At 56.2% G+C, this 26,303-nt stretch carries 21 protein-coding genes and 1 pseudogene; 9 read left to right on the plus strand and 13 right to left on the minus strand.

Annotated features, from left to right (window positions below):
- Positions 1-90 precede the first annotated feature (90 nt).
- The 4 genes from ACA054_RS28645 (at position 91) to mobV (ending at position 3,905) form a co-directional block, all read left to right on the plus strand.
- The gene (locus ACA054_RS28645; RefSeq protein ID WP_497687183.1) at positions 91-1,374 is read left to right on the plus strand and encodes a DNA cytosine methyltransferase; all 1,284 of its coding nucleotides are present in this window, start codon (positions 91-93) and stop codon (positions 1,372-1,374) included.
- Positions 1,367-2,179 carry an endonuclease gene (locus ACA054_RS28650; protein ID WP_497687184.1) on the plus strand — a complete coding sequence of 271 codons (813 nt, stop codon included), beginning with the start codon at positions 1,367-1,369 and terminating at the stop codon, positions 2,177-2,179. The genes ACA054_RS28645 and ACA054_RS28650 overlap by 8 nt, the downstream gene beginning before the upstream one ends.
- A 224-nt stretch (positions 2,180-2,403) precedes the next feature.
- Positions 2,404-2,883, plus strand: a complete 480-nt coding sequence (locus ACA054_RS28655; RefSeq protein ID WP_497687185.1) for a hypothetical protein — start codon at positions 2,404-2,406, stop codon at positions 2,881-2,883.
- Positions 2,880-3,905: a MobV family relaxase gene (mobV, locus tag ACA054_RS28660; RefSeq protein WP_497687186.1), complete on the plus strand. Its 1,026-nt coding sequence runs from the start codon at positions 2,880-2,882 to the stop codon at positions 3,903-3,905. The genes ACA054_RS28655 and mobV overlap by 4 nt, the downstream gene beginning before the upstream one ends.
- Positions 3,906-3,907: 2 nt before the next feature.
- Here mobV and ACA054_RS28665 read toward each other — a convergent pair whose 3' ends face one another.
- The 7 genes and pseudogenes from ACA054_RS28665 to ACA054_RS28695 all read right to left on the minus strand — a co-directional run.
- Positions 3,908-4,177: a hypothetical protein gene (locus ACA054_RS28665; protein ID WP_497687187.1), complete on the minus strand. Its 270-nt coding sequence runs from the start codon at positions 4,175-4,177 to the stop codon at positions 3,908-3,910.
- The gene (locus ACA054_RS28670) at positions 4,174-4,323 is read right to left on the minus strand and encodes a hypothetical protein (protein ID WP_497687188.1); all 150 of its coding nucleotides are present in this window, start codon (positions 4,321-4,323) and stop codon (positions 4,174-4,176) included. The genes ACA054_RS28665 and ACA054_RS28670 overlap by 4 nt, the downstream gene beginning before the upstream one ends.
- Before the next feature lie 48 nt (positions 4,324-4,371).
- Positions 4,372-5,901: a replication endonuclease gene (locus ACA054_RS28675; RefSeq protein ID WP_497687189.1), complete on the minus strand. Its 1,530-nt coding sequence runs from the start codon at positions 5,899-5,901 to the stop codon at positions 4,372-4,374.
- A complete protein-coding gene (locus ACA054_RS28680; RefSeq protein WP_497687190.1) occupies positions 5,898-6,089 on the minus strand; it encodes a helix-turn-helix transcriptional regulator in 192 nt (63 codons plus the stop codon). The genes ACA054_RS28675 and ACA054_RS28680 overlap by 4 nt, the downstream gene beginning before the upstream one ends.
- A 104-nt stretch (positions 6,090-6,193) precedes the next feature.
- Positions 6,194-6,793, minus strand: a complete 600-nt coding sequence (locus ACA054_RS28685; RefSeq protein WP_497687191.1) for a hypothetical protein — start codon at positions 6,791-6,793, stop codon at positions 6,194-6,196.
- Complete coding sequence (locus ACA054_RS28690; RefSeq protein ID WP_497687192.1) at positions 6,790-8,031, minus strand: tyrosine-type recombinase/integrase; 1,242 nt, start codon at positions 8,029-8,031, stop codon at positions 6,790-6,792. Before ACA054_RS28690 ends, ACA054_RS28685 begins: the two co-directional genes overlap by 4 nt.
- 201 nt (positions 8,032-8,232) lie before the next feature.
- Positions 8,233-8,522 (minus strand): annotated as a pseudogene (locus ACA054_RS28695) (YfaP family protein); the annotation flags it as partial.
- Positions 8,523-8,795: 273 nt separating this feature from the next.
- Between ACA054_RS28695 and ACA054_RS28700 the strand changes: the two are divergent.
- Positions 8,796-10,679: a colicin-like pore-forming protein gene (locus ACA054_RS28700; RefSeq protein WP_497687193.1), complete on the plus strand. Its 1,884-nt coding sequence runs from the start codon at positions 8,796-8,798 to the stop codon at positions 10,677-10,679.
- A 718-nt stretch (positions 10,680-11,397) separates the two neighbouring features.
- Here ACA054_RS28700 and ACA054_RS28705 read toward each other — a convergent pair.
- Genes ACA054_RS28705 through ACA054_RS28730 form a run of 6 tightly spaced genes read right to left on the minus strand, consistent with a single transcriptional unit; the run spans position 11,398 to position 21,571 of the window.
- Positions 11,398-12,210, minus strand: coding sequence for a YfaP family protein (locus ACA054_RS28705; protein ID WP_497687194.1), 813 nt, complete (start codon positions 12,208-12,210; stop codon positions 11,398-11,400).
- Between the two features lie 3 nt (positions 12,211-12,213).
- Entirely contained in the window at positions 12,214-13,845 is a 1,632-nt protein-coding gene (locus tag ACA054_RS28710) for a DUF2300 domain-containing protein (protein ID WP_497687195.1), read from the minus strand.
- Position 13,846: 1 nt separating this feature from the next.
- Positions 13,847-18,403 carry an alpha-2-macroglobulin family protein gene (locus ACA054_RS28715; RefSeq protein WP_497687196.1) on the minus strand — a complete coding sequence of 1,519 codons (4,557 nt, stop codon included), beginning with the start codon at positions 18,401-18,403 and terminating at the stop codon, positions 13,847-13,849.
- Positions 18,400-19,050 carry a DUF1175 domain-containing protein gene (locus ACA054_RS28720; protein ID WP_497690389.1) on the minus strand — a complete coding sequence of 217 codons (651 nt, stop codon included), beginning with the start codon at positions 19,048-19,050 and terminating at the stop codon, positions 18,400-18,402. Before ACA054_RS28720 ends, ACA054_RS28715 begins: the two co-directional genes overlap by 4 nt.
- Entirely contained in the window at positions 19,035-20,747 is a 1,713-nt protein-coding gene (locus ACA054_RS28725) for a DUF2138 domain-containing protein (RefSeq protein ID WP_497687197.1), read from the minus strand. Before ACA054_RS28725 ends, ACA054_RS28720 begins: the two co-directional genes overlap by 16 nt.
- Positions 20,748-20,782: 35 nt before the next feature.
- The gene (locus tag ACA054_RS28730; RefSeq protein WP_497687198.1) at positions 20,783-21,571 is read right to left on the minus strand and encodes a YfaP family protein; all 789 of its coding nucleotides are present in this window, start codon (positions 21,569-21,571) and stop codon (positions 20,783-20,785) included.
- 277 nt (positions 21,572-21,848) lie between these two features.
- On the opposite strand from ACA054_RS28730, the gene ACA054_RS28735 reads away from it, so the two are divergent.
- From ACA054_RS28735 to dxs, 4 genes are all read left to right on the plus strand, one after another.
- Positions 21,849-22,985 carry a Fic family protein gene (locus ACA054_RS28735; RefSeq protein WP_497687199.1) on the plus strand — a complete coding sequence of 379 codons (1,137 nt, stop codon included), beginning with the start codon at positions 21,849-21,851 and terminating at the stop codon, positions 22,983-22,985.
- Between the two features lie 166 nt (positions 22,986-23,151).
- Positions 23,152-23,394: an exodeoxyribonuclease VII small subunit gene (locus ACA054_RS28740; RefSeq protein ID WP_007894317.1), complete on the plus strand. Its 243-nt coding sequence runs from the start codon at positions 23,152-23,154 to the stop codon at positions 23,392-23,394.
- A complete protein-coding gene (gene ispA, locus ACA054_RS28745; protein WP_497687200.1) occupies positions 23,391-24,278 on the plus strand; it encodes a (2E,6E)-farnesyl diphosphate synthase in 888 nt (295 codons plus the stop codon). The genes ACA054_RS28740 and ispA overlap by 4 nt, the downstream gene beginning before the upstream one ends.
- A 91-nt stretch (positions 24,279-24,369) precedes the next feature.
- Entirely contained in the window at positions 24,370-26,268 is a 1,899-nt protein-coding gene (gene dxs / locus ACA054_RS28750; protein WP_497687201.1) for a 1-deoxy-D-xylulose-5-phosphate synthase, read from the plus strand.
- Positions 26,269-26,303 lie beyond the last annotated feature (35 nt).

A 26,303-nucleotide genomic window follows, 5' to 3' on the forward strand; every position in this document is an offset into this window, starting at 1 on the left:
GCCACCGCCGGAGGACGACTCTGGGTATTGCAGGTATCATGCGCCCCTAAATGCAGATTGAAATTTATCGAAATATTGATGGTAGGCTAAATGAATTCATCGAACAGGACTAACCCACGACCTATCGGCATCGATCTGTTTGCGGGCGCCGGTGGGTTGTCCCTCGGTTTCGAGCAAGCTGGGTTCGACGTAGCCGCAGCGGTAGAGATTGACCCTATCCATTGTGCAACTCACGAATACAATTTTCCGAATTGCAAGACCATCTGTGCCAGCGTTACTGATGTGACCGGCAGCGAGATTAGGCGCCTAGCAGGAATTGGCGACAAAGAAATCGATGTCGTGTTCGGCGGTGCGCCATGCCAAGGTTTCTCGATGATCGGAAAACGCGCACTGGACGACCCCAGAAACCAACTCGTATTTCACTACGTCAGAATCGTGGAAGAGCTTCAGCCAAAATACTGTGTCTTCGAGAACGTCAAGGGCCTTACGCTTGGCAAGCATGCTGATTTTTTGAACGAGTTGATTGCCGCTCTTGGCGATGCTGGCTATGACGTACTGCTACCTTATCAAGTGCTTAATGCTGCTGATTACGGTGTACCGCAGGATCGCAAGCGACTCTTTTTGGTTGGAACACGCCGTGGGCTCAACATTCCTTACTACCCATCCCCTTTGACACATCGGGTAACCGTCGAGGAGGCCATCGGTGATTTGCCAGACGCGAATTCGTTCGACGAACTGGTATCCGGCGACACCGTTAGCGCTAGATGGACAACCAATTCACCTTATGCACAACGACTTCGAGACTTACAGAAAGATCCCGGTGACTTCAGCTACAAGCGTGACTTCAACCGGGACATGCTCACTTCCAGCCTACGCACCGAGCATACGGCCTTGTCCCAAGAGCGCTTCATGGCTACCGCGCACGGTAAGACCGAACCAATTAGCCGCTTTCGCAAGCTGCCACCAGAAGGCCTCTGTAACACCCTTCGTGCAGGGACTGATAGCGCTAGAGGAGCATTTACCTCTCCTCGACCAATACACCCTCACCAGCCAAGAGTAATCACTGTGCGGGAAGCCGCCCGCCTGCACTCGTTCCCAGACTGGTTCCGCTTTCATACCACTAAGTGGCATGGCTTTCGCCAAATCGGCAATAGCGTTCCCCCGCTGTTAGGCCGCGCCATTGCATCATCTATAGTCAATGCGCTGGGGATAGAGCCTACAAAGCCCAAGAAAATCCTAGCCCAGGGCTCACCTTCGTTGCTCGGCCTCGATATGGGGAATGCGGCACGTTACTTTGACGTACCTCGCGACACTATTGCCCAGCGCACTCGAAAGATCTCCACGGATTTACTTATGGAAGAGAACAATGCCTGAACCAAAGAAAGCGCGAACAATTGGAAGCTACGAACAAATTATTGAGAACGTATTTTTCAATAATTACAAGAAAGGAAACACACAGTTCGAGTTTTCACGCACAGAGTTTGCGCCGATTGCAAAAAAACTAGGGATCAATCTCCCCAAAAACATTGGTGATATCCCTTACTCTTTTCGCTATCGAAAGGAACTACCTGACTCGATCAAAAAAACGGCCAAAGCTGGAATGGAATGGATCATCAAAGGGTCTGGCACAGCCCTTTATACATTCAAGCAGGTAAAGCTTAATCGAATAGTACCCAGGGAAGAACTTTTAACAGTTAAAGTTCCAGACTCCACACCAGAGATAATTGAAGCGTACTCATTGAGCGATGAACAGGCGCTACTCGCAAAAGTCCGTTACAATCGACTGATCGATATTTTTCTTGGAGTTACGGCCTACTCATTACAAAACCATCTGCGCACCCAACTTAAAGAGATTGGCCAAATCGAAATTGACGAAGTATATGTTGGGATCGACAAGCACGGGCGTCAATTTGTAGTACCGGTTCAGGCAAAAGGTGGTAACGACAAGCATGGAGTAGTGCAAACCGAGCAAGATATTCTGTTTTGTCAACAGCGATTCCCCGATCTCGTCTGCAGGGCCGTTTCTGTACAATTCATGACAAACGGTCGAATCGCCATGTTCGAACTAATCGTCCAAGATGATGAAATAAAAGTAGTTGAAGAGAGGCATTATCAATTGGTGATGGCTTCAACAATTTCCGTTACAGACTTGCGAACTTATGTCGCCCACGGATCGTAGTCAATCGGCGCAACTTCTTCAGCACACCCTCGCAACCATGCACTCCGCACCTATTTAATTGCTTCTCAAATAGGTGCCTCTTCTCTAAAAAGAGCCTTAAAGTCCAGCGAAACGCTGGCCCACCAAACGAAGTTTGTGTAGTGGGTTACACAAAGTGTTGCTTTGCTCTTTGCTCCATAGGCAAACTACAACTAGAACAACAATAAGACGGGGAAACCGCCGCTATGCAAAGCGCTATCTTTTTGACCACCGATCAAAAGACGATGTGGGCCGAGGCTGGTACTACCTTCCCGGGTGAACAACTCAATCAAGTAGTTCAGCGAGCTTTGACTGACTTACCTAAAGATCACCAGCAAACCGACTTTTATGAGATTCGCCGGTTCGATGCCCCCCATGCTTTCGATGCACTCCTGAAGCTGCAAAACACAGGGTCAGCGAGTCGGCATGTTGAAGTCGATGAGGATGAATGCCGAGAGGTTTTACGCGTCGAAGCAACGCTTTTTGATTTGATCATGCAGGCTATTGCGATGCTTCTGGACGTCTTTTTACGTGTCCTCGGGGGAGCGTTAAAGAGCCCTTCGACTCGCTCGATAGAACCACCACCAGAGCCACCTATGGTGGCGCCCATCCCGCAAAAATACGTCCCATCATGGCAAAAGCATCTGCCCCAGATCGAGCACGATGATGACAGGTACACCCGATGAATTTTGTGATCATCCGTGCCAAAAAGTTGAAGTCGTTTGGCGCTGTGGCGCGCTCCGGAAAACACACTTTTCGTGAACAGCCAACGCCGAACGCTGACCCCGCGATGACCCCAAAAAACAGGGTCGTGGGGGCGAAAAACACTGAAGATCTCAAAGCACGGCTAAGGCACCGACTACCTGAAACTATCAAGGCCCGATCGGTGCTCTGCATTGAATACTTGATCACAGCCTCTCCGGAAGCTTTTAAGCGCCACGGTGGTCGGTTGGACGATATGGGGGACGGGTACTTCAGCGACGCTCTGGCGTGGCTTCAGCATCGTCACGGGAAAGAGAATGTCATCTGCTCGGCAGTGCACCTAGACGAGACCACTCCGCACCTTGTCGCGTACGTTGCTCCAATGACCAGCGACCTGCGTTTGTCATGCCGGGACTTTCTCGGCGGCAAAGAAAAAATGAAACAACTGCAGACCGATTTCCATGTTGCGTGCGGCAAAAAACGCGGACTTGATCGTGGCATTGAAGGCAGCAGGGCAAAGCACCAGGACATTAAAAAATTCTATGCCGCACTAAGCGCGGCAGGAGCCGCACCAAAGCTCGATGCCAAGGATTACGCAGCAGCAGCTGTAGGAATCAAGACTGCGGCTTGGAGACGAGCACAGGTGGTTGCAGAGGTAAATACGAAGGGAATCGCTGCGGTGCCCGCGATCAAAAAAGCGCTGGGCCGGAGAGGGAAGTTTCTCGCTGCTAAAACGACAGAAATTGATGAACGCATGCAAGCCATCAAGCATCGTCAACTGTTGCTGAAAGAGGCTGAACAAGAGTTTGTTAAACGCGCTGAGGCGCTCGCTGAGCGTGAACGAAAGGTCAGCGCTGATGCGCATAAAGTCATCGAACTGGAGGCCGAGCGCGATGCTCTGGAGCGACGGATAGAGATGATCGAGGAGCGTAAGGCTATACAGAATATAGCCCCTACTCGGGGCCAGGTGAGGAACTTCTCCGACGGCAATTCTTTAAAGACTTGAGGTCACGCGGTCTGAGTCCAGAGATCGTGCATGGCATCCAGAAGGCCGCCGAGAACGGCGTAGAGCTCTGCGTACGTCTCATAGTCCTCTTTCATATTCTCTGAAAAGAGCACATCGCCGTTGAAGAAGTCTTCAACACCGGCAAACCCACCCTTGCCCACCTCACCGAAAAATCGGAACGCTGCCGCTGGGTCAAAACCCTTGGTCTTCCACAGGTCGAGCATGTGTACGAGTTCGTAATTTGGAACGATTTTGAACTTAGGGAAACTCATGCCTGCCAGCTCCAACCACGCCGCGTCAGCTCGGCCTGAGATTTCTTACAGCCGCGTTTAGCCATCTCCACGAGCCTTTCCTTGCAGTTCGCTGCGATGCGCTCACACTCGGCAATCATCGCGGCCACCTTCTTCTCTTCCGTCATATCGGTAGTCCCTCTTGAATAATTAACAATAATTGCGTTCTGGCCTTCTCAACCACCAGTTTTGATTTTCTCGCCTAATTCTGCGTCAATATCCTCACACAACCCGGAAATTGCCACTGAAGACATGTCATCTTGATGCTTGATCCCGACAATCTTTTCTATACGTTCGCCAAAGGAGTTCAGCCCAAACTCCTTAATGAAATGAACCTTACTTGCCTCACCTAGAAAGAATTCCACCCTTGCTTCCAACTGAATTTCATTTCGACCCTCAACACCCTGGTCAACGTGCAGACGATTGGCCAGCTTAAGAATATTCTCTGGACATCCTGACAACCGCTTTACTTTCGCCAGAGCCCTCAGCTTTCCGCGAGCCCCTTTGACTCCAAATGGTTGATATTGCCTGCCACCCATAGCTTTGATAGCGCACTGGTATTTATGCGCAGTGCTAGAGTTTCCACCACTGCCTTCACCGCCTGAAAGCGCGAAAGCCAAATACGCGTAGATGTAGGTTGCAGCGCTGGCCGCCGATGCGTTTTCTTTAGGTGCCCCAATACGGATAATATTTTTTTTGTTATTTTCAAAGTATGAAGGTGGCCTATTAGAATAAATCCGCCTGATAGCTTTTTCGACTACCGTTTCTACCCCTGAGGTGTGAAAGACGAGAATGTGCCAGTGCGGACAACCATCTTCGTGCACCTCTGTAACTCTGAATCCGAAATAACTCTCAGAGGGCTTAAACCCTTGCTCCTTGAGCGCCCCCCCTATTGCTTTCCAATCCTGCCCTATAGATTTATTAGCATCACGGGGGCTAAGATTTTGGTTATAGCTGTTTTTTCCCATAGCCGGATTCGAGTGATACTCACTTGGTGCCGTAAGAGTAATGAACATCCACCCCCACCCCTTATCGGTCGCGATTTGCTCCATGGCTTTGATGTCCACGTATAGCTCGTTGACCCGATTGGCCTGTTGAGCCCGAGCTACTTCTAACAACGAAAACACCACTGGGCGATCATGCTCGACCGTTCCACTTACCACTTTATAAGCTCGGCTCAAAAATTTATCTGTTTTTGATTTCCTGGCTTTCATCACGGCCATAGTTGCGTCACTACAGCACTGCTCACGAGCAAATTTACCTAGCTGCCGTCTCACCTGCGCCAGGTGCTCTCGTCTTTGATCTGCTAGTCGATTGATCTGTCGTCGCCACCAGCGGGAATCGCTAAGCCTGCCAACCAAACCATCCAGGGTCGAGTGTTTTGTAACTCGCACCCTCACACCAAAAGCATGCGCCGACCGCACATGAGAATTTTTTTCTAATGGAGAGGCATTTTTCAAATACTGGTTATGAGATAAGGCGATTACTTGCGCCAGTTGCGTTAACTCGGCTTCATCATTGCCCGCAATTTGATCGAGGGGAGAGTCCAGGCTAGGCAGAATCGAAAGATAAATATCATCGTCCCATCCTTCAAAATAACCATACTCACATTTGGTTTCGAAATAAAAACCAAGCTGAGGTTTAGTTGGGAAAAGATCTTCAAAAACATCCGCAGGAGTGACTGGAGGAACGGAAAAGCCCTTCATGCAATGACATTCGCATCAAGACGGGCATCAACCCAAGCTTGGATCTCTACAGAACTCCATCCTACAGCACGTCCGCCAATTGATTTGGCTTGAGGGAACGTTCCTTTCTGCATCAGCTCATAAATTGAGGAACGCTTATAACCAGTAGCTTGCATTACTTCAGGTAAACGCATGACACGACGATTCACGATCAGGCTCCAGGGCTCTTTCGAAGCTAGGGTTGGTGACCGCGAACTCTAAGGATTTCTTGAAGCTTGAAAACTCCCAGCCGTATCGGTAATACCTATATCCGTTACGTTCTTGATGATTTTTTACGTCCAGGTTTTAGGGCGTACTCCGGGGCCTCCGGCTTGATCCACTTCTTCAGGCGGTCAGGTGAGCCAGGCAAGAACTCGAGCAAATTAAGGCTGATCATCGCTTTGTAGACCTTATCAGCCATTTCTCCGCTCCGGATCTCTTGTAGCGTATCAGCGGCCCAGAGCTCGCGCGCCTTCGCCCTCGCAAGACTTATGATGAATTCTTTCTCCTCGTTTTGACGCGCGAGCGGAGCCATCCTTGCGACTTCAACATCGATGCGGTCACTCGCAATTACGATGGCGATATTGCACATAGCAATCAGGATCTTCTGCGCCCCATACGCAATTTCTTTGGCCGAATCAGGGCTATCATATGCAGCCATCTCAAGCTTAAAAAATCCCTCAGAGAAACCCTTCAAGGCCATGCATTTTGCATCCTCATTACCAATCAGGAGGCATATTGCCTCGGCCATATCATTCAATCGTGCAAAACCAAGCGGTTTATCTGAAACACGCAACTCTTCGTCGATCTCGTTTGTCAATTTCAACAGAGCAGAACCAACAGACTTATAAGTCGGGGTGGATATAGCTTTCATAGCTCAAGCCCTACGTTCAGCGTTGGAATATTTTTCTCACCGGTAGCAAATTTCGCCCAAGTGCTCATCAGATTTCGACGCTTATCAAAAAAATCCGTCCGGGAATAGGCACCCTCCGTTTGGGTACGCTCATCATGCGCCAATGCCATCTCACAAACTTCGTGTGGGAAATCCGTAGACTCTCCAGCCCAGTCTCTGAAAGAACTTCGAAAGCCATGCCTGGTGATATCTTCATACCCTAACTTATGAAGTAAATTCCTGATCGCATTCGCATGCATTGCTCCGCTCTTCCCCCGCCCAGGAAATAAAAAGTTAGTATCAGCGTTCTTTTTTAACTCCGTTAAAAGCCCCACCACTTCATCTGCCAGCGGAACTTTAAATGCTACTTTCATCTTCATTCTTTCTGCCGTTAATGACCAGACTTTTATATCCAAGTCAAATTCATCCCATGTAGCCAAACGAACCATGTGGCTACGTGCGCCAGTGAGAATCAGTAACCGGGCTGCGTGGGCATCACGAGATGATATCTCGGAGAGCTGGGACATTAGAGTCGGTACGCTCATCCAGTCCAGAGCGGCAAAATGCTCCCGTTTCCTAGCTTTCTTTTTCTCATTATTATCTAGAAGGTTGACGAGATGGCCGCGCCATCTGGCAGGATTATCACCATGTCGCCAGCCCAACGCCTTCGCGGCATCAAGTATTAGCTCAATCTGTCCCCGAACCTCGTCAGCCGTGCGCGTCTTATCCGCCCAAATGGGAGTTAGTATTTTCAGCACCGTATCTGTATCAATCTCTCCAACTGGCATCGCACCAGCAAGTGGAAAGGCGTAAAGCTCTAGCTTCCTCCACCACCCCCGAAACCATTTATCAGACCACGCGCCGCCATGTCTTTGGCGGTAGCCCTCCGCCGCCGCCATGAATGTTACCTTTCGCGCCTCGTTGTCGCTGGCTGCTTTTCTTCGCGATTCTCTGTCAGCAGCACGCGCATCTAATGGATCTACTCCTCTGGTAATCCCGCGACGGGCGTCTTCGGCAGCTTCCCTAGCCTGAGCCAAAGAGACGGGCGGAAACGCACCCAGCCCCATATATCTTGCTCTTCCATCGATCTTGTAGCGGTAAATCCAGCTCACTCCCCCAGTTTTACTGACTTGCAAATAGAGTCCCTTACCGTCACCGGTCATCCCCGGCATCGCCGCTTTCGCCAGGCTTTTGATCTTTGCAGTCGTCAACTTTGCCATCTACCTCACCACCCACACTCTGACCCACACCAAAACACCAGATTTCAGCGCATCGCACTGGACGTTAGTGGACGGATACTACCTTCAAACCCCCATAAAACAAACGGATAGCTGGTAGATAATGAACCTTAATGGACATCAGAAAAGCCGGCCACAAGCCGGCTTTTTAATGCCTGCAAGAACATGATCCGACGGTTCCCCTCACGGATAACTAAACGATTTCACCAACGTCAACTCCCCCACCGCCCGCATCGGCACCAAAAAAAACTCCATCTTCTCGCTCGGCGTCCCTTTCTCGGTAATCACGGTTACCTGCGCCGTCGTCAGCGGTTGAACCGCGGCCTCGCCCTTTTTCATCGCTGCGATACCCGCCGCCGAAGTAGTTCACATACACCAGATACTGCCCCTTGATCAGCGCTTTGATGGCGAAATTTTTTCGGGCCGTAGCCGGTGGTGACGTCGATGTCCCGGGCCGCACCATTAAGAGCAAGCGGTAGCGGTACCAATGCGGGCGCCATTGCCAGCGGTAAAGCCGAACAAGGTACCGATCTAAAGCCAAAGTCACGAATGGTTACCATTTGTATATAGCGCCGAAAATTTGTATGGATGTACAGTTACCTGGCTTGATTATTCGTACCACTACCTAAATCAAGTATTCGCAGCCTGATTCCACCTGCGGCGTTACAGAAGTAGGGGAACCTAAAATTTGTACGGCTGCTCTCACGCACCATATCAAAATAATTAATATAAAAAAGGAATCTCATATGTCTGGAGCAGGAAGATATTTAGGGCCACATGTACAAACGGGACCAAACTCGTACGTATTGAGCCCGATACCTATCAAGGCACTCAGGCTGCCCTCATTTAGCGGGAGTAAAGGCCTATATATAAACACTGGTATAAATGATGAAGGTCGCAGAGGGAGCAGTTTAGGCAAAGACAAACTTAGCCCCCTGACACCTTACATATGGGATGACTTCATAGGAGAACATCGCCTTAACCAATCAATTATCGATAATGAATACAACGAGATTTTTGGTAAAATTACAAACACCACTAACAATGAAATCGAGCAAAGAAAACAAGGCGCTAAGGCTGGCCAACAACTCACTCAAATAGGTGCAACCAAAAAAGATCGAGAGACAACTGTTAACACCATCCTTCTTAAGGAAAAAGAGTATCAATCTCAAACCGAGAGCGCACACTCGCTCTATGGACATAATCCATTTTTTCTAATGAAAGAACTGCCCTTCCGAAAAGTGGTAGATGGTGTAAATTCGGTCCCCCCTGATTTACTGGGAGCCTATGCCGCGATAGACAGAGCATACCGCTCAGCACTAGAGCTCAAACGAATCTCACTAGAAAACAATATTCTGGCTAGTCAGCTTGCCAGTCTGGCTCAAAAAATCGATCAAGCTGAAACCGAGTCTCAAACCGACACAACGCAAATGTCGAGCTGGTTGGCGGATAGGCTCTATTCGGTGAACACTGAAAAAGACATTCGCATTCAGTTACTCGCCTATTTCCTTCAAGAAGAGATAGTGACGGCAACAGGCTCAGTAGAAGGGCTCACTCATTCTCAATCGCTAGAAAAGTACAAAGCCGTAATAGATAGCATAATCGATCGAAACAAGTCTGCAGTTGGTACCTATCTAACTGCCAACCCTAACATACAAACTCCACTCAGCAAGCCTGAGCTTGAGGCCCTTAGAAATCTTGTCAATCTACAGGCTACGACTGATCTTGGCAAACGGTGGGATGCCTACCACATATCACTTCTTCACTCTGAAACTGCTCGACAACTGACAGACGCTACGAATGCTTTCGGAGAGCTTATCGCACGTGCTAAAGAGGCAGAGAGTTCGCTAGAACAAATTCGACTTGCAGCAGAGGCTGAAGCCAGGCGGATTGCTCATGAGCAAGCACGCATTGCAGCAGAAGCGGAAGCTCAACGAGTAGCAGCCGAAGCTGCGGAACAAGCCCGAGCCGCCGCCGAAGCAGAAGCAGAAGCTCAAAAAATAGCTTTAGAAGCCGCAGCAGCCCAAGCCGAAGAAGCCGCCTATAAAGAAGCAGTAAGCTTCCTGGCAGATACCAATAAACACATTCTGGAAAAATACGGCGCCAATCTGAGTAAAACGGCTAAAGACCTGCAAACTAATATTTTGGGAAAGAAGATCAGAAGCTACAACGAAGCATTAGCCTCCTTTGAAAAGATCAACGCCAACCCAAATTTAAAGCTGAATGCTAAAGACACCCAGGCTGTAGTCGATGCTCTCAATGCGTTAGATAAAGCCACCCTCGCGGACAATGTAAACCGCTTGGGAAAAGCATTTGGTGTTGTTGGGAAAATTGTTCAAGCAGAGGCCATTCGCGAGAAGACTGTTATCGGTATTCAAACCGGGGATTGGAAACCGCTGGGGTTAGAGGTTGAAGCAATAGCGGCTGGAACCTTGGCTGCTTATGCGACAGGGGTTCTTTTCGCTGGACTTTTCGCACTATTAAGCACACCTATTGTTTTAAGCACTCTGATCGTAGCACTACTTATGGCTTTGGCCGCATCATACTTTGACTCAGAAACAGTTGACGAGATAAATAACTTTATTATAAATTCCACCCAACACAACCCTGAAAACCAACTACAAAATTAAATAGCTATTAATTATCGCCCTCAGCACGACCCAGGTGCAGGGGGCTTTATATACTGGAAACTTTAATGCAGAAGCTTGGTATAAAATTTAAAAAAATGAATATCCCATACTTATTCATGACAGCCACCTGCATTCCGATTTTTTTATTTATTTACATCATCCCAAACAACGCCGACACCACCCTATTACACTCTATCGAGAAAATTATTGACCAAAATCTTTTCGGAAAAGTTGGAGCATGGTCATCAAACTTCCCTTTAACCTCAAAAATAATAACCAACTACATATGTATAACCGCCCCTATATTCGCCACAATATTCACCTATAGAACTTTAAAAAAATCAATCTTCGAACGAACAAACTACCCCCAACACTCGGTGAGAAAAGTGATTTTTTTATCACTAGGCCTCATTGCATTTTCAATTTTCATATTATTCACTTTGTACTTAGATAACACAAACCTAGCTCACGCCAGGACTCGCTACGCCATTTTTGGCGCATATAAAATTACCTACGCGTTGTATTCAGCAGGCACACTATTCGTCTTCTACATTTTAACAGTTATGAACTACCTGATTTTCAGATTTTTCCCCGCCTACATAATTCAAAGAATTCGATCAACACGATAGCCAATCATTAGAAGTAGAGTGGCCATTGAAAGCGCGGATAACGTCGGCGACACCTGAGCCAACAGTTCAAAAAGATGCCCAGAACCGAATCACGGATAACTAAACGACTTAACCAAAGTCAACTCCCCCACCGCCCGCATCGGCACTAGAAAAGTCTCCATCCTCTCGCTCGGCGTCCCTTCCTCGGTAATCACCGTCACCTGCGCCGTCGTCAGCGGTTGAACCGGATCCTCCTGTCCCTCTTCATCACCGCGATAACCACCGCCGAAGTAATTCACATACACCAGATACTGCCCCTTGATCGGCGCAGGCATGGCGAAGATTTCCGGGCCGTAGCCGGTGGTGACGTCGACATCGAGTGCAGCGCCGTTTGCCACGGCGCGGTCGCCGTACCAGATGTGGGCGCCGTCAGGGGTGATCAGGTGCAGGTCGAGGTCGGTGCCGTCGCTGTCCCAGGCCAGCAGTACCCGCAGTTTGGCTGGAGTTGCTCCACCACTGGCGTTGAGGAATTGGGTTCGGCGGCGCTGCTGGCCGTCAGGGCTGCGGACTTCGACGCTGTTGCTGCCGTTGGGGAATGAGAACGGCCGATCGTAGCCACCCGCTGGATCGATTTTCAGGGGCATGCTGACGCCGTTGACGATCAGCCGGCCGGGTTCGCCGTTCTTCGGCGCTGCTTTGATCTGACCGGCGATGCGCGCGGTGTTTGCCTGTCCCGCCGGGGTGTTCACCGACGATGCGGGATAGTTGACGACCTGGCGAAAATTTTCGCCTTCACCTTCGGCGGCGCCGGTTCGCCAGCCGCCAGAGGGGGTGTCGAGTTTGACACTGTCGGCGGCGGTTGCCGGGGATAGCACGGCAAACGCGCAGAGCAACAGCAAGACCTGTGGATAACGATCTGTCATGGCCTATTCCAGCAAGAGGTGGCGGGCGAGCCCTTCGATGTAGGTTTCATCCTGGCCGTTGGGGTGCGCTTCGAAGGCCAGGTGCAGGTATTCGTGGGTCAGGTCGAGGCGGTCCTGCAGCGAGAGCACGCCGCGTGCGTAGATGCGCTGGCGTTCGCGGTCGACGAAGGGGCGGCCGAAAGCCAGGCGGCATACGGCGAAGGTGCTGACTTCGTTGTAGCCGGCTTCACCTTCCAGACGGGCGCGCCAGCCGCGGCGCTGCTTTTGCAGCCAGTCTTGCGCGGCGGGCAGCGCTTCGCAGGAGGCAACTGGATTGTCCCAGCGGCTGAGGCTGGCGCGTGGGTAAGCGTGGAGCAGGATGGCGTCGTAACGCTGGCCGGCGTTGGCTTGTTCCACGGCTTGTTGCCAGGACATTCTGTCGAGGCCAGGCTGATTGGAGTGGTAGGTCACGGTGCTGCCGGCGAGTACCAGGTCGCTGGTCCAGGCGGCGATGGTGCGCGCCTGCGCCGTGGCCGGGCGTGGGGCGACGCGTTGGCGCTGACTGCTGTCGTCGATGCTCAGGCAATCACCGTGGCGCGTGGCGTTTTGCAGCAGGTAGGTGCGGATGGCCACGGCCAGGGCCTTGGCGGCTTCAGCGGGTTCAGCGCTGGCTTCACGCTGGAGCACACGGGCAACATACTCTTCGCGATCCAGACGGGCGACCAGCTTTGGTGAGGGGCTGTCGTTGAGTAAATACAGCTCGCCGTCACTGTGGATATCCAGTTGGTTGCCGTTGACGAACTCGACGCGGTAGTCGCCCTGCAACTGGCCGGACGACATGACACGGTCACCTGAGAATACCCGCTGCAGTGGATAACGGGAGAACAGATCGACCTCGACACACTTCCCCGTATCTGCTGGCCAGGACGTCGGCACCACCGCCGACAACGCCTGGGCGTAATCGCCCAGGACCCGCTGGCTGGTTCCGCGCCCTCCCGCCCAGATCGGCGTGCCATCCGCCGTCCATCCGGCGAATCCACCCTGACGCGACGCCGCATCCCGATCCCCCAGCCAGCTCCAGGTCTTTACCCGCAAGCGGCTGCCGAGCTCGCCCACGACGTTGCCATCCGCCGCGTTCAACAGCACATCCAGCAACACGCGACGAGCCTGGTCCTGCGCTGGCATCACCGCCAACATGCGCAACAATTCAACCACCGAAACCTGAGTAGCTGGCTGCAATGACGACAAGTCCAGCAGCCACTCCGGTGCCTGTCGTGCCTGCCAATATTCACGCCAGGCGCCAGGATCGAGCGCAAGGCGCGCCGGCTCGAAATACAGCCCACAGGACTTCACCAACGCCTGATCCCGCTCGATCTTGCCACCGGCGGCGCAGCAATAGACTTCCTCTTTCGACTGCCCGCGACAGGTGTACGCCGGCTCACGTGCGCCGGTATCCACCAGCCAGCCGTACACAAACAGCTTCCAGACACTGCCCAAGGGTGCCTGCAGACTGTCGGATAACGGTTCGCGCGACAGCAACTGCGTGCGACTCACCGTCAGCAATTGGTCCTTGAAAGCCAGCCGCAACGGTTCTTCCTGCGCTGTTGCCAACGCGGGAATCAGACTCAGCAGCAACCAGACCCAGGGCCGATACATGTCAGTGAACCGTCACCTGACCGAGCGCCGGTTTTTGCTCCTGAGCCTGGTGCTGCGGCGCGTACACCTGGGTGAAGCGCGCCGGCGGCAAGCTGAACTGGCCTTTCTGCGAGAAACGCACCAGGTGACGCAGACGCAGTTCGCCGCTCAAGGCATCCACCGGCACGGCGTAGGCCATTTGTCCCGGTTCGAAACGAGCCTTCTCCAGGGCCGTCGGTTCGGTCCCGGCCTTGCCCATGAGCTTGATGCCCCAAGTTGTGCGTTCGACATCCGCGCCCGGTGGCAGCGGCACTTCGAGCAGGCCATAGCGCAATGGCTTGGCGGCTTTGCTGGTCAGGATCACTTCGTCGAGATACAGGTTGTCGCTGGACAACGGGGCATTGCCAACCGGCTGCAGCTTGAAGGTGAACGCTTCATCGCCCGGCACCAGTCGCGACAGGCGACGGGTGATGGTCACAGGCAGCGGATCGACCGCTGGCTGTTTACTCTGGAAGCTCAACGCGGCGCTCAGTGGACGTTCTTGCGCCCCAGTCAGCGACAATACGTTGGGTACCTGTGCGCCTTGCCATGCCCAATAGACTTCACCCGTCGCGCCCTGCTCCTGCTTCCAGCCGTCACCCGGTTTCAGGGCCACGGCCGGCGCGGCCTGTTCGATGCTGCGTTGCAACCAGGTCAGAGCCAACGCGCGTTCCAGGGTGGATTGCTGTGGCAGTAAACGTAGCAACAGCGCTTGCGCATGCGCTTGGTCGAAAGGTTGCAGCGATGCATTCAGCGCCTCGGCAAATGGCTCGGAGCTGGTGGCCAGTCGCTGCTGCGCGTCGGTCAGTTGCCGCTGGAACGCGTCCGGCAGAGCGACCTTCGATTGCCTGGCCAGCGAGGCGGTCAATGCCCGCGCAGCGGCCAGGCCCAGTGCCGAATCCGGATCCGTCATGACCAGGCTATCGCCAGTCACGTCCATGACGTTTGCGGTAGTCCCCTCACCTGCTTGCGCCAGATCCTCCATCAATCCGCTGAGCAAGGTGTCGACCGGCAATTGCATCTGTTTGGCAAACGACAGAATCAGGGCCCGTTGCAACAGCGGTGTGTTCTTCGCCTGTTTCGCGTACACCTCCAGCACTCGCTGCCAGTGCTCCGGCGGCAGGCTGAGTTCCAGCACCCGGCTGGCGTGCCAGTCGGCGTAATACGCGTAGGCGGTGAGAAACGCGTCCGGCTCGCCGTCCATGCCCCACCAGGTAAAGCTCGCCAAAGGTCCGGCCATTTGCACCAGGCGCAGGCGACTGTTCTGCATGATCAGGCGCAAGCGATCGCGGACTTGCGGGTTCGACGACAAGGCTGGATAGGCGATGCTCAACGGCAGCAAACGACTGGCGGTTTGCTCGACGCCGCCGTACGGGTAGCTCAGCAGATCATCGAGGGCAGAACGGAACAGCGCTTGCGGGCTGTCATCCAGACGCAGACGAATATCCGATGCATCCGCCGGCAGGGTCAACGGCGTATCGGCGCTGGCCACGTCCAGGCGTTGGCTTTGCGTGACTTGCCAACCTTCGCCGGTTGCGCTCAGCTGCACGGCCAAAGCATCGGCGGTTTTGCCGTCCTGCACCAGTTCGGCGGTCCACTCGCCATTGACCAACCCGAACGCCGGCAGCGGTATGTAGTTGATGCCGCTGTTGAGCGTAACGGGAACGCGTTGATCGCTGCCCGCGTAATGAATCACCAGTTCAGCCTTGACCTGGTTTTGCGCCTGGCTGAAAGCAAACACACCGAGATCCGGTTTGTCGCCGGCGCGGAATCGGGTCGGCCCGCTCCACTTCAGGTACAGCGGTTTCTCCGAGCGCACGAACTGCTTCTTCTGCCCGACCTGGCCGTCATCAGCGATGGCTCGGGCGGTGATGCGCCAGCGGGTCAGCGAGTCCGGCATCTTGAAGGTGAAACGGGTTTTGCCGCTGGCGTCGGTCAGCAATTCCGGTTGCCAGGCGGCGGTGTCGACGTCTTCGCGACGCGGCCGCTCCAGCACTTTCACTCCGCGCTCGCTGCGATTGGCTTTGCCCGGCGCGCCGGGGCTGCCGGGCAACGCCACGTCGTAGCTGATGAACGACAGACTGGCGCTGGTGCGCACGTTGTTACGGCGCGGATGGTAGAAGAACTGGTCGATGGTCGGGGCGATTTCCGGCTGCAAGGCATAGACCATTTCGTCGACCACACTGACCGTCAGATGCGCCGGGATCGGCTTGCCCTCGAACTGCGTGGTCAGGTCGACCGACACGGTGTCGCCGGGTCGGTAGGCCTCTTTGTCAGTGACGAGGGCCACGTCGATCTGCGGCGTGATCACCTTGATCCCGGCGTTCTGAAAACTGTACTGACCACCCTTGGTGTACAGCACCGAGAACGTCAGGTTCGGCGCGAAGCTGTCCTGCACTGCAATGCGCGCGCGGTATTGGGTGTCGCTGAGTTTTTCCAGCTTCAGCCAGTCGCCGCCCTTGGACAGCAGCGCCGTGGCCTCGACCTTGTCGCGCTCCAGCGACAGCAGCGCATCGCTGATCGGCTCGGGGAAGGTGATCAATACCAGCGCTTCGTCGCCGGCCTTGTACTCGGGTTTGTCGAGGACGATTTCCACGGTGCCGGGCACCGCTTTGACGCCCTCACCGGTGACGGAATGGCCGGTGGCGCCGAGGGTGCGGCCATGATCATCCTTGAGCGTCAGGTTGTAGGTGCCCGGGCGCTCGAAGGCCAGGGTGAAGCCCTTGTCGGTTGCCGCGAGTCGGCTTTCGCCAGTGCTTTGATCCTCCAGGCGAACCCAGCTATAGCTGCCTGGCGTGACTGCCTCAGTCTGCTCGCTTTGGTTGACGTAGCTGAACGCAACCTTGTCGCCCACCGCACTGAAGCGCTGCGGAGCACTCAAGCGAAAATTCGCCGCGCCGCGATCGATGAGGATTTCCTTGGTGGTCTTGACCCGATACGCCGCACCATCGCTGGCGAACACGGTGAGCATGTAGCGACTCGGTTTGTCGGCTGCCGGCAAATCGAGAACTGCGTTGCCTTTGGCGTCGGTGGTCAGTTCGGTGCTGGTCAGTTCCACCGGGAATTGCCCGAGGTATTGCAGCTCGTTGTCGACCATCGACAGTTGCTGGGCACGCAGGCTCAGGCTCAGCTTGGCGTTGGCCACCGGCTTGCCGTCCGGATAGAGCAGCACCAGGTTGCCCTTGACCGGTTCGCCAGTGCGGTAATCCTGCTTGGCCAGATTCAGCGAAATTTCGAAGTGCGGCTTGATGTATTCAGCCACCCGAAAGGCGCTGCTGTAGGCCTGATCCTTGTAGTTGAAACGCAGCTCGTAACCACCGGCGACCGCATTGTCGGGCAACTGGAAACGGCCTTGAGTGCCGGCCTTGGAGTCGAGTTTCAAGTCCAGGCTTTGCAGCGCCGTACCGGTCGCATCGAGCACTGTCACATTGACCTCGGCAGCGGCTGGCTGCACTGAATCCCGGGCGTTCTTGAACTCGCGCCCGACGATTTTCAGCGACACCCAATCCCCCGGCCGATACAGCGGGCGATCAGTGAAGGCAAAGAGTTTGGTGTCGTAGATTTCGCTGTCGTAGTAGAAGTTTTCCGAGACAAAAACGCCGCCCTCTTCATCCTCACCGATCACGAACGAACGCTCGGGGCTGACGTGTTTCAGGCGCAGCAAACCATCGGCATCGGTCGCCCCGCTGCTCATCACACCAAGGCCATCGGTCCACAGCACGTTGACCTTGGGCACCGAACTGCCCTCGTGTTTACGCGCGGCCCACACCAGCAATTCATCCCCGGCAATCTTGCTCACGGCCACGGTGTTGGAGACGAAGACCATGGTGGTCGCACGGTACTTGCCGATCAGCGCTTCCACCAGATACAGGCCCGGTTTCAAGTTGCCCAAAGGGATGTAGACGTTGCCCGGCGCAACACTGACGAACTCACTGGAAGACCCGGCGAGGTTCACGCCCTCAGGCGGTTGGATCGGCTTGGCTTGCCACAGCGGATAGCGAAACTGGCTGACCACCGGCAGGCCCGGGATCAGTGCGAATTGCGGCTGCGCGTCGTAGGGCGTTGGCGCGGCCATGGCATTGCCCATTTTCAGTTCCGGTACTTCCTCGGTGACTTGTTTACGCGACTCGTAGGAAAACGCCCGCTGCATCACCCGACGGGATTTTCGGTACCAGTTGTCCCACAAGTAGGCGAGCGTATTCGACAGGCCTTCGCCCTTGAACTGGCCGTCACTGACCACCCGGTGCAGGTTCTTCTGGCGCTTGAGAAAGTCCAGCGGCTTGTCGATGCGATACACCCGAATGTCGGCGCCGCCGTAGGGTTCCATGCGCAAGCGGCGGTAGTCGCGACCCGGTGCTTCAAGGCGCACCATTGCCTGTTCATCGCTGGCAAAACTGCTGTCGGCCAGCAGGAAAAAACTTTCTCCGGCCACCGGCGCGTAGCCACTCGGCTCGACAGTGTCTTCGGCGTTGACCGTCGAAAAAGGCAGCACCAATACCAACAGCAGAGACAGAAAGCGCAGCATGCGGGCACCGGTCATTGGGAGAGAAAATTCAGTCGATAGACGCCGATGAAGTTGGGGTTGGCTGCATCGGGTATCCATCGGGTGTCCTTCCATGTCATGAGTTGTTGCAGGCTTGCCGAGCGCATGCCGTTGTCGGTGGGAGTAGTGCTGCCGGTGTGATAGGCGATGTAGCGGCCCATCCAGATCATCAGGTGCTGGTCGTCACCCTGGTCGAAAAACATCAGGTCGCCGGGACGCGCCTGTGCGACATCTCGGCCAATCAACTGGCTGTTGAACTGGATCAGCTTGATCGCGTTGACGTAGGGTCCGACCTTGCCGCCACCTTGCTGCCATTGCTGGGCCAAGCCGCGTTGCGCAGCACTCAGTTGCAGTTCCGGGGGCAGGTAGCGGTTGGACAGGCCATTGCTGCGCAGCCATTTGTCGTCATGGACTTTCAGCGCTTCGTTGGCGGCGAAACGCACCAGCCCCGCGCAGTCCTGCTGATACCAGCGCGGGCTCGGGCCTTGGCTCAGTTGCTCCTGGGCGATGCGCACGAACCAGGCGCGGAACACCTGGGATTGCTGCGGATCCAGCGCCGGTGTTTCGATGGCCAAGGCGCCCGCGCTCAACAGTAACGCGAGCACTCCGAGGCTGCGGATCAGTACGTTCACAGCGCTTTCCATTGCAGCGGCAGCCATTGCCAGTGGCCATCGGGTTCGCTGCCCTCGGGCAGGGTCAGGGCGTACTTGCCGTAACCGCCGAGCTTGCGCAGTTTCGGGATCAGGTAGGTTTGCGCAGCGTTGTAGAACACCGGTTCCATGTCTTGCGGCAGGCTGTCGAGGGTTTCGCGCTGCATCAGTTGCGCCATGGCGTCCGGGCCGAAATACACCGGCATCAGCAGGTCTTTGGGCACCACGTCGGCCATCGGCGGGAAGCGTTTGTCGAGGGTGCCAAGGGCCTTGTCCAGCAGTTTGTCATCGAGGGAAAACAGCAGCGTCGAACCGTGACGCGCCAGGCTGACATTCATGAATGCCTTGCCGGTGATCGCATCGGGATCAGCCGCATCCTTGGCCGCATACGGACCGAAACTGGAGCTAACCTGACGCTGCCATTGGCGGTTGTTACCTTGCTGTTTCTCGACCACCGGGAACGCGTGCTCATCGACCTTGCTTTCATAGGCGCCGACCATCGAGCCGAACAGCTTGCCCAGTTCGCCATCAAGACTGGCGCTGTCTTCATCCTTGAGGCTTGCCACCAGCAGCGGCGTGTACAGCCGCGAATCGGCGTACCAGCACAGGCCCGCCGCTCCAGCCATGTGCTCGGTCAATGCCTGGGCGGCGGTCTCGTCAGCACCGAGCTTGAGCAGCAACGGCTGCTGTTGTTCGGCGGCCAGCGGCAGGGCCACGCAAGCGCTGGCGCCCATGGGCATGGCCTGCCAGATCGGTTTGAAATCGAAGTCCGGCTGGTTGTCCAGCTCATCCATGGCGAGGAAGCTGTGCCAGCCCTTATCGTCCATGTCGAAACGCAACCCGGCGAAATTCGGGATGAAGCGCTGATACCCCATGGCCAGCACGCTGGCATTCACCGATAGCCGCTGTTTCACCTCTGGCGCGCGGGGCTGCAGGCCAAAGGCTTCGGGGAACAGTTTGTCGCCGTTGAGCAGCGCAGCAAGGGCTTGGGTCGAGACGCTGCCCGATTCCTGCGTCGCCCCACTTTGCGGATCGTAGAGCTTGGTCGGATTCGACAGCACCACCAGTTTGTCGCCATGGGAAGCAAACAGCAGCGCCTTGCTGGCGTTGTAGGTGAGCTGATAAAGCGCCACGTCGTCGTTGCCGACTTTTACCTCAGCGAGTTTGCTCAACTGCGAATCATCCAGCGCCACCTTGGCTAGCGGCTCCAGCACCTTGGCCAGGCCACCGCGATCCATCACCAGCAGGAAATCCTTGAGCCGGCCATCCGCCCCGCGCCACATCGCAACGTCCGCCGGTTGATCGAAGAGTTGCTCGATCAGCGTGTCCTGCAACTTCAGGTCATGTTCGTAGATGATCCGCCGCAGGCTGCCGATCAGCCCTAGGCGATCGGCGTGGGTTTCGTAATAGAAAACGAAATCTTCGGTCAGGGTTTCCTTGAGGAACGGCACCGCCAGCAGGTCCTTGGGCAACTGGCTCAGGGAGTGGGTTTCGAGCAAGCCATCGGGGCGGCTCATGCCGAGTTTTTCAGCCGCCAGTTGCGGTGCCGGGGCTTTGCTTTTCTGCATCAGCCAGCCCATACCAGCGGCTACGCCGACGACCAGACACAGCCCGGCCACAATGAACGGCCAACGGCGGGACGGCTTGGCGCTCGGTGTTTCGGCCGCCGGTAAAACAGTGCTATCGCTCATTTCACAAAACCCAGTTCATCCGTGGAGCGGGATGCTTAATAGTTGAAAGTCTTGACCAGCAGCAGATCCCCGATCGCACGCAGAGGCACGATGAAGGTTTCGCGTTTTTCGTCGACGGTGTTTTCGTTGAGCACCAGGTTGATCTGCGAGGTGATGACCTCGTTCTGGTTGCTGGTCTCATCGAAGTTATAGCCGCCACCACCGAAGTTGCCCCAATAGTTGACGTAAACCAGATAGGTGCCATGCAGCGGCGCGGTCATGGTGAACATTTCCGGGCCAGGGCCGTCGACGCCATCCGGGTCCAGGCCGCCGCCATTGCTCATAGCCGGCCGTGCCCAGAACGCGTGCTGGCCGTCGGGGGTAACGATGTGCAGGTCGAGTTCGGCTTTCGGATCGTCCCAGCCCAGCACCACGCGAATCCGCGCCGGCGTGCGCAGGTTGTTGGCTTCATAGAACTGCACGCGTTTGAGCGACTTGCCTTCGGCACTGCGCACTTCGACGCTGTTGGAACCGGCACCGAACGCATACGGCCGGGCGAAACGCCCCTGGTCGTCGGTGTACAGGTTCAGGGGATTGCCGTTGACCGCCAGGGTGTGCGGGCCGCGTTGTGTGCCGATGGCCTTGAGCTGACCCTGGATCATCGTGCGATTGCGCTGCACACCGCGGTCGATGGGTGGCGTGGGATAGGCGACTTGCGGATTTTCCGTACGGTCCAGCAAACCGTTGAAGCGCCAGCCGCCCACCGGTTCCGACAATTCGGCACTCGGCGCAGCCAGGGCGGGCGCACAGACCCACCCGATCAACAGCAAAAGAAATGAGCGCATGTGACGCCTCCTGCCATGCATGACGAAACCTTGCGCCTGATCCTCGGCGCGTTACAGATGCGGATACTGCGTTTCGTCTGAAAGACCCATGACTGTCGAGTCGTAGATGGCGCGAAGGTTAGACGCTCAGTCGGCGCCTAACAATCAGATCCGTCTGAAAATGCGGTGGGAATCACACGGGTGGCTGGACGGTGAGCCGAATAGGGATCATATTCGGCTCACTATATGAGCCGAATAGCGTTTTTAATCGGCTCACACCTTCAAGAGCATCGAATACATGGCGCCTCACTGGATCTGGCAGCAGCCCGAGTGGCCGAATTTCATCTGGCAAGCTGAACGCTTGGCGCCGCTGCTGCGTGAGTGCGTTCAGGCACAAGGTCGATTGATGGGCATGGCCAGTTCCGTGGGCAGTTCGCTCAGTGCGCAAAGTGAACTGGATGCATTGCTGCAAAACATCGTCACCTCGTCCGCCATCGAAGGTGAGCAGCTGAATGTCGGTTCGGTGCGTTCTTCATTGGCGCGACGGCTGGGGCTGGAGCAGCTTGATGGCAACCATGTCAGCCAGCGCAGCGAAGGCCTGGCGCAGTTGATGCTCGATGCCACACAGCATTTCGCTGAGCCACTGACACTGGAACGATTGCTGGGTTGGCATGAATGGTTGTTTCCTGATCTAGACACCGACCTCGCCGCCCGGAGCATGCGTGTCGGCGCATTGCGCGGCGATGATCCGATGCAAGTAGTGTCCGGTCGCCTCGACAGGCCGACCGTTCACTTCGAAGCGCCACCACGCCATGGCCTTGAGCGCCAGGTCGATGGCTTCCTCGGCTGGTTTGAAAGCAGCCGGAATGTGGCGGGACTCGATCCGTTACTGCGGGCCGGGATCGCGCACTTCTGGTTCGTCACGCTTCACCCTTTTGATGACGGCAATGGCCGTCTGACGCGAACCATCACCGACCTTGCACTGGCTCAGGGCGAGGCTCAGGCGATTCGCTTCTACGCCATGTCGGCGAGCATCCTGGAAGATAGCTCTGGCTATTACCGCGTGTTGGAAAACAGCCAGAAAGCCACCCTGGACATCACCGAATGGCTGGCTTGGTTTCTACAGACCTTGTTGCGCAGCTTGCAGCAGGCCATGACGCGGATCGAGTCGGTGCTGGGCAAGGCCCGCTTCTGGCAGGCGCATCGGCAATCCGGGCTGTCGGTCGAACAGATCAAGGTACTGAATCGCTTACTGGATGGCGGGGAGCGAGGATTCGAGGACGGGATCAGCGCCGCGCAATATCAAACTGTGGCGAAAGTATCCAAGGCGACCGCGACCCGTCACTTGACTGAACTGCTGGCAAAGGGCTGCCTGAAACGACTACCGGGTGGCGGGCGCAGCACCCGGTATCAGATCAATTATCCTGCACTGTAGGAGCTGCCGCAGGCTGCGATCTTTTGATCTTGATTTTAAAAGCCAAATCAAGAGATCGCAGCCTGCGGCAGCTCCTACAAGGGGGGTTGCGGCGCCGGTGAGTTTGCCCATAAACCCCCTATCTGCTAGTGTCGCGCCGGTTTAACGTCAACCGGAAATCGCCGCCATGGCCCGCAAAAAAGCTGCACTGGATTTCGAACAATCCCTCGCTGACCTGCAAACGCTGGTAGAGCGTCTGGAGAATGGCGAATTATCGCTGGAAGACTCGCTGACCGCTTTCGAGCAAGGCATCGGCCTGACTCGCGATTGCCAGGCGGCGCTGGCCCAGGCCGAGCAAAAGGTTCAGGTGCTGCTCGAGCGTGACGGCGAGTTGGCCGAGGAACCCTTCGACGCGGATCAACCAGAATGATTGCAGCGTATTCGGCAACCAGCCAGGCCCGCGTCAACGCCGCCCTGGAAACCCTGTTCATTGCGCCAGGCCCTGAACTGGCGCGCTTGTACGAGGCCATGCGCTACAGCGTGATGAACGGCGGCAAACGGGTGCGCCCGCTATTGGCCTACGCCGCGTGCGAAGCGCTGGGTGGCAAGGCCGAGCAAGCCAACGGCGCAGCCTGCGCGGTGGAGCTGATCCACGCCTATTCGCTGGTGCACGACGATTTGCCGGCAATGGACGACGATGATCTGCGTCGTGGCCAGCCGACTACGCACAAGAAATTCGATGAAGCCTGCGCGATCCTCGCCGGCGACGGTTTGCAGAGCCTGGCGTTCAGCGCCCTGCTCGACCCACGCCTGAGCAATGCCGACGCAGAGATCCGCCTGCAAATGGTCAGTGCGCTGGCATTGGCGGCAGGTCCGGCGGGCATGGTTGGCGGTCAAGCGATCGACCTCGGCTCGGTCGGCCTGAAGCTCGACCAGAAAGCCCTCGAATACATGCACCGGCACAAGACCGGCGCGCTGATCGAAGTCAGCGTCAAGCTTGGAGCCCTGGCCAGTGGTCGCGCCGAGAAGGACGAACTCAAATCCCTGCAGACTTATGCACAGGCCATCGGCCTGGCATTCCAGGTCCAGGACGACATTCTCGACGTCGAAAGCGATACCCAAACCCTCGGCAAACGCCAAGGCGCCGACATTGCCCGCGACAAGCCAACCTACCCGGCGCTGCTCGGCCTCGACGCCGCCAAGGCCTACGCTCTGGAACTGCGCGATCAGGCGCTGCATGCGCTGCGACCGTTTGACGCGGCTGCCGAGCCACTGCGCGACCTGGCCCGCTACATCGTCGATCGACGCAGCTGACGGCGTATCCGCCAAAAAAGACCAACGCGTGGGCAGGGGCCGATGCATCAGGTAAACTGCCGCATCTTTTATACCTATAACGATTCGCCTGATGCCCACGACGTTTCATGAGATTCCCCGCAAGCGCCCGACCACGCCCCTGCTCGACCGCGCGAATACGCCGGACGGCCTGCGCCGGTTAGGCGAAGCCGAGCTGGAAACCCTGGCCGATGAGTTGCGCCTGGAATTGCTCTACACGGTCGGTCAGACCGGTGGGCATTTCGGTGCAGGTTTGGGCGTCATCGAGCTGACCATCGCGTTGCATTACGTTTTCGACACCCCGGACGACCGGCTGGTGTGGGACGTGGGTCATCAGGCTTATCCACACAAGATCCTCACCGGTCGTCGCGAGCGCATGGGCACCCTGCGCCAGAAGGACGGCATTGCCGCCTTCCCGCGCCGTTCCGAAAGCGAGTACGACACCTTTGGCGTCGGCCACTCCAGCACCTCCATCAGTGCAGCCCTGGGCATGGCGATTGCCGCCCGCCTGCAGAACAGCGAGCGCAAGGCGATTGCCGTGATCGGCGACGGCGCACTGACGGCCGGCATGGCGTTCGAAGCGCTGAACCATGCCCCGGAAGTGGACGCCAACATGCTGGTGATCCTCAACGACAATGACATGTCGATCTCGCGCAACGTCGGCGGCTTGTCAAACTACCTGGCGAAGATCCTTTCCAGCCGCACCTACGCGAGCATGCGCGAGGGCAGCAAAAAAGTGCTGTCGCGCCTGCCCGGTGCCTGGGAAATCGCCCGTCGCACCGAAGAATACGCAAAAGGCATGCTGGTACCCGGCACGCTGTTCGAAGAGCTGGGCTGGAACTATATCGGCCCGATCGATGGTCACGACCTGCCAACCCTGATCGCCACCCTGCGCAACATGCGCGATCTCAAAGGCCCGCAGTTCCTGCACATCGTCACCAAGAAAGGCAAAGGCTTCGCCCCGGCGGAAGTCGACCCGATCGGTTACCACGCCATCACTAAGCTTGAACCCTTGGACGCTCCCGCCGCTGCGCCGAAAAAGGCCAGCGGCCCGAAGTACTCCGGCGTGTTCGGCGAGTGGCTGTGCGACATGGCGGCTGCCGACCCGCGTCTGGTCGGGATCACCCCGGCGATGAAGGAAGGCTCGGACCTGGTGGCCTTCAGCGAGCGTTTCCCGCTGCGCTACTTCGACGTGGCGATTGCCGAGCAACACGCCGTGACCCTGGCGGCCGGCATGGCCTGCGAAGGCGCGAAGCCGGTGGTGGCGATCTACTCGACCTTCCTGCAACGCGGTTACGATCAGTTGGTGCATGACGTCGCGGTACAAAACCTCGACGTGCTGTTCGCCATCGATCGTGCCGGCCTGGTAGGCGAAGACGGTCCGACCCATGCCGGCAGCTTCGACCTGTCGTTCCTGCGTTGCATCCCCGGCATGCTGGTGATGACCCCGAGCGACGAAAACGAACTGCGCAAGATGCTCACCACCGGCCATCTGTACAACGGCCCGGCGGCAGTGCGGTATCCGCGTGGCAACGGCCCGAACTCGACCATCGAGAAAAACCTCGAACCGATCGAAATCGGCAAGGGCGTGGTTCGTCGTCAGGGCAGCAAGGTCGCCCTGCTGGTGTTCGGCGTGCAACTGGCCGAGGCGCTGAAAGTCGCCGAGACGCTGGACGCGACCGTGGTTGACATGCGTTTCGTCAAACCGCTGGATGAAGCGCTCGTTCGAGAAATCGCCGCCAGCCACGAGCTGCTGGTGACCGTCGAAGAAAACGCCATCATGGGCGGTGCCGGCGGCGCGGTCAGCGAGTTTCTCGCTCGGGAGAACATCCTCAAGTCGATGCTGCACCTGGGCTTGCCGGACATCTATGTCGAGCATGCCAAGCCGGCGCAAATGCTGGCTGAGTGCGGGTTGGACGAGGCTGGGATCGAAGCTTCGATCCGCGAGCGTTTGCAACTGCTCAACATTTAAACACCACCCCTTGTGGGAGCGAGCTTGCTCGCGAT

The sequence above is a fragment of the Pseudomonas sp. LBUM1653 genome (assembly GCF_059716115.1).

Bases quoted from the DNA above. Each gene is read 5' to 3' on its own strand.
- dxs (WP_497687201.1), top strand. From the start codon at position 24,370: ATGCCCACGACGTTTCATGAGATTCCCCGCAAGCGCCCGACCACGCCC.
- ispA (WP_497687200.1), top strand. From the start codon at position 23,391: ATGATTGCAGCGTATTCGGCAACCAGCCAGGCCCGCGTCAACGCCGCC.
- ACA054_RS28685 (WP_497687191.1), bottom strand. From the start codon at position 6,793: ATGAAAGCTATATCCACCCCGACTTATAAGTCTGTTGGTTCTGCTCTG.
- ACA054_RS28690 (WP_497687192.1), bottom strand. From the start codon at position 8,031: ATGGCAAAGTTGACGACTGCAAAGATCAAAAGCCTGGCGAAAGCGGCG.
- ACA054_RS28670 (WP_497687188.1), bottom strand. From the start codon at position 4,323: ATGACGGAAGAGAAGAAGGTGGCCGCGATGATTGCCGAGTGTGAGCGC.
- ACA054_RS28665 (WP_497687187.1), bottom strand. From the start codon at position 4,177: ATGAGTTTCCCTAAGTTCAAAATCGTTCCAAATTACGAACTCGTACAC.
- ACA054_RS28705 (WP_497687194.1), bottom strand. From the start codon at position 12,210: ATGACAGATCGTTATCCACAGGTCTTGCTGTTGCTCTGCGCGTTTGCC.
- ACA054_RS28720 (WP_497690389.1), bottom strand. From the start codon at position 19,050: ATGGAAAGCGCTGTGAACGTACTGATCCGCAGCCTCGGAGTGCTCGCG.
- ACA054_RS28710 (WP_497687195.1), bottom strand. From the start codon at position 13,845: ATGTATCGGCCCTGGGTCTGGTTGCTGCTGAGTCTGATTCCCGCGTTG.
- ACA054_RS28650 (WP_497687184.1), top strand. From the start codon at position 1,367: ATGCCTGAACCAAAGAAAGCGCGAACAATTGGAAGCTACGAACAAATT.
- ACA054_RS28675 (WP_497687189.1), bottom strand. From the start codon at position 5,901: ATGAAGGGCTTTTCCGTTCCTCCAGTCACTCCTGCGGATGTTTTTGAA.
- ACA054_RS28735 (WP_497687199.1), top strand. From the start codon at position 21,849: ATGGCGCCTCACTGGATCTGGCAGCAGCCCGAGTGGCCGAATTTCATC.
- ACA054_RS28740 (WP_007894317.1), top strand. From the start codon at position 23,152: ATGGCCCGCAAAAAAGCTGCACTGGATTTCGAACAATCCCTCGCTGAC.
- mobV (WP_497687186.1), top strand. From the start codon at position 2,880: ATGAATTTTGTGATCATCCGTGCCAAAAAGTTGAAGTCGTTTGGCGCT.
- ACA054_RS28645 (WP_497687183.1), top strand. From the start codon at position 91: ATGAATTCATCGAACAGGACTAACCCACGACCTATCGGCATCGATCTG.
- ACA054_RS28730 (WP_497687198.1), bottom strand. From the start codon at position 21,571: ATGCGCTCATTTCTTTTGCTGTTGATCGGGTGGGTCTGTGCGCCCGCC.
- ACA054_RS28715 (WP_497687196.1), bottom strand. From the start codon at position 18,403: ATGACCGGTGCCCGCATGCTGCGCTTTCTGTCTCTGCTGTTGGTATTG.
- ACA054_RS28725 (WP_497687197.1), bottom strand. From the start codon at position 20,747: ATGAGCGATAGCACTGTTTTACCGGCGGCCGAAACACCGAGCGCCAAG.
- ACA054_RS28700 (WP_497687193.1), top strand. From the start codon at position 8,796: ATGTCTGGAGCAGGAAGATATTTAGGGCCACATGTACAAACGGGACCA.
- ACA054_RS28655 (WP_497687185.1), top strand. From the start codon at position 2,404: ATGCAAAGCGCTATCTTTTTGACCACCGATCAAAAGACGATGTGGGCC.